The 11,871-nt window shown below is 70.6% G+C and carries 9 protein-coding genes and 1 pseudogene; 7 read left to right on the top strand and 3 right to left on the bottom strand.

All coding sequences use genetic code 11. The annotated features are described in order from the left end of the window. Positions 1 to 5 precede the first annotated feature (5 nt). Positions 6 to 1,766, bottom strand: a complete 1,761-nt coding sequence (locus ACKOB8_RS08360; RefSeq protein ID WP_526376745.1) for a molybdopterin-dependent oxidoreductase — start codon at positions 1,764 to 1,766, stop codon at positions 6 to 8. Positions 1,767 to 1,897: 131 nt separating this feature from the next. On the opposite strand from ACKOB8_RS08360, the gene ACKOB8_RS08355 reads away from it, so the two are divergent. Then, positions 1,898 to 2,521: a TMEM175 family protein gene (locus tag ACKOB8_RS08355; protein WP_526376744.1), complete on the top strand. Its 624-nt coding sequence runs from the start codon at positions 1,898 to 1,900 to the stop codon at positions 2,519 to 2,521. On the opposite strand, the gene ACKOB8_RS08350 is transcribed toward ACKOB8_RS08355, so the two are convergent. Then, positions 2,518 to 3,573: a phosphodiester glycosidase family protein gene (locus ACKOB8_RS08350; protein ID WP_526376743.1), complete on the bottom strand. Its 1,056-nt coding sequence runs from the start codon at positions 3,571 to 3,573 to the stop codon at positions 2,518 to 2,520. The two genes, ACKOB8_RS08355 and ACKOB8_RS08350, sit on opposite strands and share 4 nt — an antisense overlap. A gap of 89 nt (positions 3,574 to 3,662) precedes the next feature. Next, the gene (locus ACKOB8_RS08345; protein ID WP_526376742.1) at positions 3,663 to 4,970 is read right to left on the bottom strand and encodes a serine hydrolase domain-containing protein; all 1,308 of its coding nucleotides are present in this window, start codon (positions 4,968 to 4,970) and stop codon (positions 3,663 to 3,665) included. A 69-nt stretch (positions 4,971 to 5,039) separates the two neighbouring features. On the opposite strand from ACKOB8_RS08345, the gene ACKOB8_RS08340 reads away from it, so the two are divergent. From ACKOB8_RS08340 to ACKOB8_RS08315, 6 genes and pseudogenes are all read left to right on the top strand, one after another. After that, positions 5,040 to 5,879, top strand: coding sequence for an alpha/beta hydrolase (locus tag ACKOB8_RS08340; RefSeq protein ID WP_526376741.1), 840 nt, complete (start codon positions 5,040 to 5,042; stop codon positions 5,877 to 5,879). Further along, positions 5,879 to 6,910, top strand: a complete 1,032-nt coding sequence (locus tag ACKOB8_RS08335; RefSeq protein WP_526376766.1) for an alpha/beta hydrolase family protein — start codon at positions 5,879 to 5,881, stop codon at positions 6,908 to 6,910. Before ACKOB8_RS08340 ends, ACKOB8_RS08335 begins: the two co-directional genes overlap by 1 nt. 19 nt (positions 6,911 to 6,929) lie before the next feature. Then, on the top strand, positions 6,930 to 7,679 hold the full coding sequence (locus ACKOB8_RS08330; RefSeq protein ID WP_526376740.1) for a DUF2786 domain-containing protein: 750 nt from the start codon (positions 6,930 to 6,932) through the stop codon (positions 7,677 to 7,679). After that, positions 7,676 to 8,182: a TIGR04338 family metallohydrolase gene (locus tag ACKOB8_RS08325; protein WP_526376739.1), complete on the top strand. Its 507-nt coding sequence runs from the start codon at positions 7,676 to 7,678 to the stop codon at positions 8,180 to 8,182. The genes ACKOB8_RS08330 and ACKOB8_RS08325 overlap by 4 nt, the downstream gene beginning before the upstream one ends. An 86-nt stretch (positions 8,183 to 8,268) precedes the next feature. Then, positions 8,269 to 10,467 (top strand): alpha/beta hydrolase family protein, encoded by a 2,199-nt coding sequence (locus ACKOB8_RS08320; RefSeq protein WP_526376738.1) that lies wholly within the window; start codon positions 8,269 to 8,271, stop codon positions 10,465 to 10,467. Positions 10,468 to 10,477: 10 nt separating this feature from the next. Continuing rightward, positions 10,478 to 11,788, top strand: a pseudogene (locus tag ACKOB8_RS08315) (gamma-glutamyltransferase family protein); the annotation flags it as partial. Between the last annotated feature and the right edge of the window lie 83 nt (positions 11,789 to 11,871).

Genomic DNA, 11,871 nt, shown 5'->3' with positions numbered 1-11,871 from the left:
CCGCCTCAGATCGGCATGCGGTAGCCGAAGTACTCGTGGTCTTCGTTGTACCCGCCGCGCCCTCCGCCGAGTTGCTCGAAGGATTCGACGAATTCGATGGCCTCGACCCACTTGACCTGTTTGAAGCCCAGTTCGACCTCGTCGCGCAGACGCACTGGGGCGCCGTGGGATTCGTTGAGCGGCTCCCCGTTCAAGCCGTACGCCAGCAGGGTCTGCTCGTGGTACATGTTCGCGATCGGGTGGCAGTCGTAGTAGCGCCCGCCGTCGACACCTTCCCCGAAGGAGTAGAAGGCCACCCACTGGGCGTTGGGCAGGGGCTTGGCCAGCTCGCAGATCGTGCGCATCGTGACCCCCGACCACTCGGCAATCGCCGACCAGCCCTGGATGCAGAAGTGCTGGGTGATCTGATCCTGTCGCGGCAGGGCGAGCAACTGCGCGTAACTCAGTTCCAGCGGGTTCTCCACCAGGCCGTCCACCCGAAGGACGTAGTCGGCCCAGCCGCCCGCCTTGAGCCGCAGATAGTCCTCCGTTTTCGGCACGTTGCCGTTGACCCAGAAGTAGGGCGAGATGTCTTCCTTGGAGTAGGTCGCCTTGGGCTCCCAGCGCTCCAGCAGTGCTTTGAGCCAGCCCACGATCGCCGTGCCCGCCGCCTGAACCGCCCGCGGATACCTCAGGGTCAGCGGTGAGGCCACCAGCCAGAAGGCGACCACCACGGCCATCCACGCCAGGTAAAGAACGACGCCGAGGTAGGAGTCGGTGTCGGTGCCCAGGGTCATGTGGTTGACGTTGCCGACGAAGCCGGTGACGAACACCATCAGGGTGTGGACGACGATGAAGGTCAGCATCCACAGCAGCACCCCGAAGTGCACCGTGCGGGCGATCTGCCGGTTGAGCCGGCCCGCACTGGTGCCCAATCGCCCGGCGATGGCCGGGGCCTGCAGCAGACCGGTGACCAATGCCAGCGGCGCGGCGATGAACACCGTGATGAAGTACGCCAGCAGCTGCAGTGCGTTGTAGGTGGCGAACCCGGCGTTCTGCGGCAGATCGAGGGACAGGTACTGCAGCGCGGTGGACACCGCGTTGGGGAACACCTCCCAGGAGGTGGGGATCAGCCGCTTCCACTGGTCGGTGCTGAACAGCAGGATGACGAACACCACCCCGTTGATGAGCCACAGCAGGTCGAAGCTGAAGTGCCACCAGCGGGCCAGGCCGATCGAGTGCCGGATTCCGGGGATCCCGAGTTGCTTGGGCAGCGCGACCGAATCGTCCTTGGCCGTCCAGACCCGCCCGGAGTCTTCCGGGTCGCGGCGATCGGCCGGGACCGGTCCGCGCATCCGCATCCACTCGGTGTCCGGCTTGCAGCCGGCGTTGAGATACAACCGCGGATGATCGGCGAGGATCTGGATGCCCGCCCGGATGATGAACATCATGAACAGCAGGTTCAGGAAGTGCTGCCAGCGCAGCCACCACGGGAATCCCGAGTCCACCGGCTGCACGTAGTCGGTGGAGGTGCCCGGATAGCGGGTGATGAAATCCTGGTACCAGCCGTAGCGGGTCATCTCGCGGACCACTGCGATCGAGAGCACCAGCGCGGCCAGCCCCAGCGGCACCAGCCACAGAGTGCTGAACCAGCGGCGCCCGATCCGCACCACCGGCAACTTCGCGCGGGTCTGCTCGATACCGCCGGCCCAGTCGTCCAGTGAGATCGGGCCCTGACGCTGACCGGAGAGGGCACTTTCAAGCGGATCCGGTTCGCCCGTTTTCATCCGACCACCCACGCTTCTCTCGCCGCCGATCTGTGGCTGATGCTAGACCCGCAGCAACCGCCGCGCAGGGCATCGGCACGCCGGACGGCGACCGGGTCCGCGGCGGGTTCCGCTGTGGGTAAGGTCGCGTGGTGGGCAAGGGCCGACTCGAAGGTTTCAGCGACGGGGTGATGGCGGTCGCGATCACGCTGCTGGTCTTCAACCTGCACGCCGGTGTCCGCTCGAGTGTCCCGCTGGCAACCCAGCTGCGCAACCAGTGGCCGTCGTTCGCGGCTTACGTCCTCAGCTTCTTCGTGATCGGGGTGCTCTGGCTCAACCACCACCATCTGCTCGGACTCGCCGACGCCGTCGACCGCCGACTGGCCTTCTACAACCTGCTGCTGCTGTTGTTCATCGTCGCCATCCCGTATGCGACCGCCACCTTCGCCGACTACGCGTTGTCCAGAGGTGAGGACGCCCGCACCGCCGTCCTGATCTACGCCGGTGTCATGGAGGGCATGGCGACCAGCCGCTTTTTGATGCTGCTGCACATCCTGCGGGGCGGGCTGAGTAAGTCACCCGTGCCGCCCGACCAGGCCCGCAAGCTGCTGGTGCGCTACGGCCTGGCGGTCGTCACCTTCCCGGTCTTCGCCGCGCTGTCCATCAGCGTCGGTGCGCCCACGATGCTGGTGCTGCACGCGCTGCTGCTCAGCTACTACCTCGGGCCCGCGATGCGGCCGCTCGATGACCGGAGATCGGTGACCGATCTGTCCTAGTTGAACGCCAGCCAGCTGGGCAGCGCGCGTTCGCGCGCGTCGCACAGAACCTGGGTGGTGTCGCACGATCCGCGCGGCGAGCCCGCCCCGGCCCACATGCCGCCGGTGTCGCGGCGCAGCACGATCGCCGAGGATCCGCCGCCGTCGAGCATCACCGCGGTGTCGCTGCCCAGGCCGCGGAACAGGTCCTGCAACTGGTCGGGGGTGTAGCTGCCGCCCTGGAAGACGTACATCTCGTCCTTGTCGCGGGCGTAGGCGATCGCGGTGCGCGCCGCGCTGCCGCCGGGATCGTTGAGCTGCCCGGTGTCCCCCGGCGCCAGCAGCCCGACCCCGCTGACCGCGACGAACCGGGTGCCGGCGTCGACCAGCCGGCTGATCTCCGGCGAGGCGTAGTCGTAGTCGTCCGAGGACTTCGGCGTCACCACGTACGGGGCGCCGCGGACCGGCAGGATCAGTGTGCTCAGCGCGGTCCACACCTCGTTGCCGCCGGAGAGAGCCTGCTTGCCGGCGTAGGCCAGGGTGCCGGTCACCGCGAGGTTGGTGCGGCCCAGCGCGCCGGTGTTGTCGATGTAGGCGCCCAGCGGCGAGCTGCACCCGGTGGACTTCCACGACCCGCCCTGCTGCGGGCGGACGTCGAAGAAGTTGGCGTTGATCGCGATCGTCGGCTGCCCCAGCACCTGCCAGGCCTGCAGCGGGTCGTAGATCTCCGAGGCCTGCGAGAGGCCCTCGCGGGTGCGCGCACCGGCAGTGCGCTCGCAGCGCGCCTGGTAGCCCTGGTGGGAGTCGGCCAGCAGCCGCGGCGCCAGCCGCGCCGAGGCGCCCTTGACGATCATCAGGTGCCCGCCGCTGTTCAGCTCGTACCAGTCGCCCGCGCCGTTGAGCATGGGTGCGGGGAAGCCGGGCCCGAAGTTGTAGACCAGGTAGCTGCCGCGCGTCGTCGCGATCGCCTGCGCCAGCTTGTCGCGCCCCTCGGCGGCCGACGCGGGGGGCGGTGCGCCCAGCGACAGCGCCAGGCATGCGGCGAGCGCCGCAGCACCTACCCGCCTCGACACGGTCCCACTGTCCAACACCGCGATCACGTGCGCGTCACCATTGCACGGCGGCCGGATCACGAACCGGCGCAGGGCCGATCAGATCCGGGTCAGAAGAGCAGCTCGGACTTCGCGACCTTCGGCATCTCGGTGGTGATGCGCTGCATCGTGCCCAAAAAGCAGTAGAACTCCGGATAGACCACCGGCTTGCCGCTGTTGAGCACCGCGACGGAGATCGCGCGTTCGGGGTCGGCCCAGCCCAGAATGTTGGTGAAACCCATGTGGCCGAACGCATGCTGGGTGTCCAGCCCGTAGAGGCTGACCACCCGGGCGCCGAGCATCAGTCCGTAGGAGAACCGCGTCGGATAGCCCAGGGTGAAGTCGACCTCGAGGTGGGAGCGTTCGACGAGCGCGTTGCGGACGGTGTCGGCGCCCATCACCCGGACACCGTCGAGCTCGCCCCCGCGGCGCATCACCTCGAAGAAGCGGGACAGCTCGTAGGCCGTGGTGACGGTGTTGGCGGCCGGGACGATGCCGGTGAGGAAGCGCGGATCGTTGGTCAGCTTGACCAGTTTGTCCAGCCCGACCCCGAGTGCTCGGCTGAGCAGGTTGGACAGCGGCGGCGCGATCGGCGGCCCGGTCACGTAGTTGTGCGCGACCCGGTCGAGGTCGGCGGGGTCCACGCCGTAGTTGGTCCAGCGGAACCCCAGCGGGTCGAGGAACTCCTCGGTGAGCACCTGCCGGATGTCCTTGCCGGTGACGGCGTGCACCACCTCGCCGAGGATGAAGCCGCCCGACACCGCGTGGTAGGCGAGGTAGCGTCCGGCCTTCGCGAACGGCGCGGCGCCGACGAGGATGTCGGTCATGTACTGACGGTCGCCGAGGTTGTCCAGGTCCAGCGCGGTGCGCGGCAGGTTGGGCACCCCGGCGCGGTGGGCCAGCACGTGCCCGACGGTGATCTCGTGCTTGCCGTGCTTCTCGTAGCCGGGGATGTAGTCGGCCACCGGATCGTCGAGGCCGAGCCGGCCGCGCTCGACGAGCTTGTGCACGACGAGCGCGGTGATCGCCTTGGACGCCGAGTAGACGCAGAACGGGGTGTCGACGGTGGCCGGTACCGCCTCGGCGTCGGCCTTGACGTGCGGGCCGTTACCGCGGGTGTGCCCGATCGCCCGGTTGAGGATCACCGCACCGTGGCGGCGCACGCAGATCTGCATCGCCGGGTGCACGCCGCTGCGATACCAGTCCTGGATCGACCGCCAGATGGCGTCGACCTTGCGGGCGCTCACCCCGCCCGCGTCGGGGGACTCCTCGACGCCGACGTCGGTCACCGAGTCCAGATCGGCGGGCACCCGGATCCGCCGCAGCGGGTCGGGCAGGCCCAGCGGCGGACGGGGCAGTGGCGGGATCAGCGGCGGCACCTGCGCATCTTATGCGCCGCCCGCACCGGGGTGGGCGAACGCGCCGGGCAGGCCGCTACCCTGCCTGTTATGACCGCAAGCCGCTCCGAGCGGACCTTCCCGGGCGCCGGCGGCGTCACCATCGTCTATGACACCTGGACACCGGAGGTCACCCCGCGCGGCGTCGTGGTTCTCGCGCACGGCTTCGGCGAGCACGCCCGCCGCTACGACCACGTCGCCCAGCACTTCGGGGCGGCCGGTCTGATCACCTACGCCCTCGACCACCGCGGCCACGGCCGGGCCGGCGGCAGGCGGGTGCGCTTGCGCGACCTGTCCGAGTTCACCTCGGATTACCGCACGCTGGTGCAGATCGCGGCCACCGAGAACCCCGGGCTGCCCCGCATCGTGCTGGGCCACAGCATGGGCGGGGCGATCGTGTTCGCCTACGGATCGGAGAACGCCGGCGACTACGACCTGATGGTGCTCTCCGGCCCGGTGGTCGCCGCCCACAGCCAGGTGTCGCGGCTGACCGCGCTGGTGGGCAAGACCATCGGCGCGGTGCTGCCCGACCTGCCGATCGAACCGATCGACCCCGACGCGGTCTCCCGCGACCCCGAGGTGGTGGCCGCCTACAAGGCCGACCCGCTGGTCTTCCACGGCAAGATACCCGCCGGCATCGGCAAGGCGCTGCTGCACGTCGGCGAGACCATGCCGCGCCGGGCGCAGGCCATCACCGCGCCACTGCTAGTGGTGCACGGCGAGCAGGACAAGCTGGTCCCCGCCGCGGGCAGCCGCCGGCTCGTCGAGCACGTCGGCTCCGGCGACGTCGAGCTCAAGGTGTACCCGCAGCTCTACCACGAAGTGTTCAACGAACCCGAGCGCGACCGGGTGCTCGAGGACGTGACCGGCTGGATCCAGGCGCGCCTGTGATCCGCCGCCTGATGGCGGCGGTGCTCATCGCGCTGCCCGTGCTGTCCGGGTGCGCCGGCGGGACTGACACCGCGATCTCCTGGGTCGACGATGAGGTCACCTTCGACGCCGGCGGGCTGACCGTGCACGGCACCTACCGGCACTCCACCGGTGACGCGAAAGCCCCTGCCGCGCTGCTGATCTCGGAGAGCGGACGCACCGACCGCAACGGTGACAACAACGTCGCCGGGCCGGTCGGCAACATGCGCCAGCTCGCCGAGTACCTCTCCGGACGCGGGGTGGCCACCCTGCGCTACGACAAGGTCGGCACCGGCGCGACCGGTCTGGGCCCGTTCGCCGGGCGGCCCGGCGATGTCGGCAGCGCGGTCTACACCGACGGCGCGAAGGCCGCCGTGCGGTTCCTGGCCGGCCGACCGCGCACCGACGCCGACCGCATCTCGGTGTACGCGGTGGGCGAGGGAACCCTGCACGCCCTGGCACTGGCCGACGACACCTCCCCCGGCGCGCCCCGGATCCATGCGCTGGGTCTGCTGCAGCCGCTGCCGTCGCGCTACCTGGACCTGATCACCGGGCGGGTCCGCGCGGACATCGCCGCGGCGGTGCGCGGCGGTGCCAAGACCCCCGCACAGGGTGAGCAGGTGATCGCCGCCTGGCAGGCCGCCGTCAACCAGGTCCGCACCCAGGGCAGCGCGCCCGCCGACCTGCCCGACGGGCTGGGGGCGATCCTCAACCCGGGCAACGTCGCCGCGGTCGCCGAAGCCGACCGCATCGACCCGCTGGCGCTGGCCGCCGCCGTGCCGGCCGGCACGCCGGTGCTGCTGACGTGTTCGGACTCCGACGCCCAGTCCAACTGTGCCGACATCACCCCGCTCGCTGACGCGCTGGCGCACACCGCGCTGCAACTGGTGCGTCTCACCGGCGTCAACCATGTGCTGCGCGACGACCCGACCGACAACGTCGCCCACTACGCCCGGCAGGATCCGCTTTCTGCACAGCTGACCGCCGCGCTGGATCGCTTCACCGCCGAGTAGGTCGCTAAGGTGGGCCGCGATGAGCGAAGACCGGATGCTGTCCCGCATCGCCGCGCTGCTGCGCCAGGCTGAGGGCACCGACAACACCCACGAGGCCGAGGCCTTCATGGCCGCCGCCCAGCGGCTGGCCACCGCCACCTCGATCGACCTCGCGGTGGCCCGCGCGCACTCGGCCACCCGCACCGCCGCGCAGGCGCCGACCCAGCGCACCATCACCATCGGCGAACCCGGCACCCGCGGCCTGCGCACCTACGTGCAGCTGTTCGCGGCGATCGCCTTGGCCAACGACGTGCGCTGCGACGTGGCGTCGAACTCGACGATGGTCTACGCCTACGGCTTCAGCGAGGACATCGACACCACCCACACGCTGTACGCCAGCCTGGTGGTGCAGATGGTGCGGGCGTGCGACGCGTATCTGGCCACCGGCGCGCACCGGCCCACCCCCACCATCACCGCACGGCTGAACTTCCAGCTGGCCTTCGGCAACCGGATCGGCCAGCGCCTGACCGAGGCCCGCGACGAGGCCAAGCGCGAGGCCACCCGGTTCCGCCGCGCCAAGCCCGGCACCGCTGTGGCGTTGCGCAACAAGGACATCGAGCTGCGCGACCACTACCGGCGCGAGTCGCAGGCGCGCGGCACCTGGCGGGCCAGCAGCGCGTCGGCGGGCTACTCGTCGGCGGCGCGCCGCGCCGGGGACCGGGCCGGCCGCGCCGCCCGGCTGGGCTCGGCTCCCGAACTGCCGGGCGCGCGGGCCCGGCTGAAGCGGTGAGCGGTCGCGACAGTCAGCGCTCCCGCGTCTACGCCGCCGAGGAGTTCGTCCGAGGCCTGTTCGACCGCGCCGCCGAGCACGACACCCGCGCGGTGGACTTCTTCGGCACCTCGATCACCCTGCCGCCGGAGGGCCGGTTCGCCTCGGTGGAGTCGGTGCAGCGCTACCTCGATCAGGTGCTGGCCCTGCCCGCCGTCGCCGCGCGCTGGCCCGCACCCGCGCCGGTGTCGGTGCGCTCGCGCCGCGCGGCGAGCGCCGCGCACTACGAGTCGACCGCAGACGGCGGTGTCATCGCCGTGCCGCAGCGGTTGACCGCCGACTGGGCCATGCGCGAGCTGGTGGTGCTGCACGAACTGGCCCACCATCTGCTGCGCGGGTGCGCCGAGGGCCCCGCGCACGGGCCGGAGTTCACCGCGACGTTCTGCGAACTTGCCGCCGCGGTGATGGGACCGGAGGCCGGGCACGTGCTGCGGGTGGTCTACGCCAAACAGGGCGTGCGCTGACCCGTTTCGGGCTCCTTTCGCCCCTGCGCGACCGCCACGGTGACCTACGCTGAGTCTTCGGCGGGGTCGAGCGACGAGGAGAAAACGTGGGAGCTTCGCGCTGTGTCGGACGGGTCGGCGGGCTGGCCCTCGCACTGGGCGCCGGGGTGGTGATCGTCGGCGTCGGGTGCGGGATCGCCTCGGCGGACACCGAGACGGGCGCGGCCACATCCGCGGGCGCGGCTAATTCCGCGACGGCGCGCCACGATCGCCACGATCGCCAGGGTCACACCGCGTCCGCCGCGGCGCGCGCGCACCGGCCGTCGGCCTCACCGGCCCGGGCGAGCACGCCGAAGCAGAGCACGAACAACGGCGTCACCGTCAATCCGACCGTCACCGTCGTCGACGGTGTCGTGCAGGGCACCCTGAACGCCACCAGCCAGCGGTGCGGCACCTCGTGTCTGACGTACTCCTTCGTCGGCTCCAGCGACCGCGGCAAGCTGGATCTGGGCACGGTGCCGGTCACGCCGACCGAGGACGATCCGCAGAGTTACACCGCGCTGCCGTATGCGACCTGGCTGGACACCGGCGGCACCAAGGGCACCCAGACCTTCACGGTGCGGGTCTCGGAGGTGACCGACTTCGACACCGTGCTGAGCGGGCTGCCGCTGATCGGGTTGCTGGCGGCGCCGGTGATCAGCCTGCTCCAGCAGTCACCGCTGGTCGGTTCGCTGCTCGCCCCGATCATCGGCGAATCGGTGCTGGCCGACATCACCGTCAACGTGGGCGCGCTGGCACCGGGTGACACCCCGCTGGCGTTCACCTACGACGTGCTGTCCTTCGACGGGGTGAAGATCAGCACGAACTTCTTCCCCGCCTCCGACCTTGCCGCCGACGCGACCGCACCGACGGCGCTCAACGGCCCCGGTCTGGGCGGAGCCGGCATCACCAACCCCTACACCCGACAGGGCTCCGAGCCGTTCGTGCCCTCCCCCTCGGTGCTGCGGGCGAGCAACTACAACGTGATCACCTGGGATCCGCGCGGGGAACACGCCTCCGGTGGGGTGCTGCAGTTGGACAGCCCCTTCTATGAGGGCCGTGACACCTCGGCGATCATCACCTGGGCGGCGCAGAACACCCCGGCTCAACTCGACCGCACCGGCGATCCCGCGGTGGGCATGGTCGGCGGATCTTACGGCGGTGGAATCCAATTGGTCAGCGCCGCAACCGATCCGCGCGTGGACGCGATCGTGCACAGCATCGCGTGGAACGCGCTGAACTCCTCGCTGTATCCCGGTGAGGTGTTCAAGTCCGCCTGGGCGACGGTGCTGCTGCTGTCGCTGGTGAGCACGGGGGCGCGGATCAACAACCAGATCTACACCGCGGTCGCCACCGGTCTGCTGTTCAACTACCTCAGCCCCGCCGACCAGGCGGCGCTCGGCAGCAGTGGACCGACCACGCTGCTCAACGAACTCAGGGCCCCGACCCTGCTGCTGCAGGGCACCGTCGACTCGCTGTTCCCGCTGGCCCAGGCGCAGGCCAACGCCGAACGGATCCTGGCCAACCCGTACGACGCCCCGGTGAAGATGGCGTGGTTCTGCGGCGGCCACGGGATCTGCCTGGACCCGGTCAGTCCCGATCAGGACGTCCGGCTCTACGGCAACACCCTGGCCTGGCTGGATCAGTACGTCGCCGGCGTCGGACAGTCCGCCGACGGAATCCCGGTGTTCCAGTGGTACGACCAGAGCGGCCAGTACTACACCTCCGATCTGATGCCCTTCGCCGAGGCGTTCACCAAGCCGCTGCCGTTCAGCGCCACCGGCGAGGGCGGCATGCTGCCGATCATCCCGGTGATCGGCGGGTCCGGGCCCGCGCAGGAACCGTCGTTCCTGACCTCCTTCCCCGGCAACGGGGTGTTCCCCACCGTCGCCACCAACGCCGTCAATGTCGCCGTCTCCCCCGACGTCGGCGACCAGATCGTCGGCGCCCCGCAACTGAGCTTCACCTACCGGGGCATCGGCAACGGCAAGGCGGTCTTCGCCCAGCTAGTCGACGACGCCACCGGCCGGGTGGTCGGCAACATGGTCACCGCGGTGCCGGTGACCCTCGACGGGCAGCAGCGCACGCTGAGCATCCCGATGCAGGAGATCGCCTACACGGTCAACGACGCCGCGGACTCGATGACGCTGCAGATCGTCGCCTACGCCTCGATGTTCGCCAACTCCTCGGTGGGCGTGATCGACATCTCCGACGTCCAGCTCGACCTGCCGCTGGTGGCGGTGCCGACCGTCGCAGCCGGAACGTAGGGGCCGGGCCGTGCCGGTGAAGCGGGTCACCGCGGCGCTCGCGGCGGCCGCGCTGGTAGCCGGCTGCGGCACCGGCCGCCAGGACTCCACCCCCGCGGCGCCGGGTCCGGCCAACACCTGCGACATCGTGCCCAACGGCACCCCGACCCCCAAGACCCCGCAGGCCGGTGCGCCGCAGCAACGCGACATCTCGGTCGCCCCGGAGACCGCCACCGGCTACCGCAGCGACATGACCGCCGTGCGCAGCAGCACCTTCGCGGTGGCCACCGCCAACCCGCTGTCCACCCAGGCCGCCTGCCGGGTGCTGCGCGACGGCGGTACCGCCGCCGACGCGGTGGTCGCCGCCCAGGCGGTGCTGGGACTGGTCGAACCGCAGTCCTCGGGCATCGGCGGCGGCGGCTTCCTGCTCTACTACGACGCCGCCTCGGGCGCGCTGAGCGCCTATGACGGCCGCGAGACCGCCCCCGCCGCGGCGGATGAGAACTACCTGCGCTGGATCTCCGCCGACGACCGCACCGAGCCGAAGCCCGACAGCCGCTCCTCGGGACGCTCGATCGGGGTGCCCGGTGTGGTGCGGCTGCTCGCTGACGTGCACGCCGAGCACGGCCAGACCCCGTGGCGCGAGCTTTTCGAACCGGCGATCACGTTGGCCGACAACGGCTTTGAGATCAGCCCGCGGCTGGCGACCGCGATCGCCGAGGGCGTGGCGGGTCTGGCCGCCGACCCCGAACTCGCCGCCTACTTCCTGAACCCCGACCGCAGCCCCAAGACCGTCACGACCGTGCTGACCAACCCGGCCTACGCCAAGACCCTCGGCGCGGTGGCCACCGACCCCGGGGCGTTCTACTCCGGGCAGATCGCCGCCGACATCGTCGAGGCCGTCGCCGACACCGCCGGCGGGCGCACCCCCGGCGCGATGACGCTGCAGGACCTGGCCAACTATCGCGCGCTGAGCCGTCAACCGGTGTGCACGTCCTACCGCGGCAAGCAGGTGTGCGGCATGCCCCCGCCGTCCTCGGGTGGCATCGCGGTCGCCCAGATCCTGGGCGTGCTGCAGAGCTTCGAGCTGGCCCCGCTGCGCCCCACCGACATCGACCGCAACGGCGGTCGGCCCACCGTGCAGGGCGTGCACCTGATCGCCGAAGCCGAACGGCTGGCCTACGCCGACCGCGACCGCTGGGTCGCCGACACCGACTTCGTCGCGCTTCCCGGCGGCTCGCCGCAGGCGCTGCTGGCCAGCGACTACCTGGCCGGGCGGGCCGCGCTGATCTCCCCGCAGCGCACCATGGGCACCGCGCAGCCCGGCGCGTTCGGGCCACCATGAATCTGACCCTCAATGATCCTGGGGATGATTCGTGTACCCCAGTCGTCCAACGCATATAACCGACGCATTGTGGTTTCGCC

Source organism: Mycobacterium sp. (genome assembly GCF_046091765.1).
GTDB lineage: Bacteria > Actinomycetota > Actinomycetes > Mycobacteriales > Mycobacteriaceae > Mycobacterium.
The sequence above is the reverse complement of the archived record's forward strand: the minus strand, read 5'-3'. Positions and strand labels throughout refer to the sequence as shown.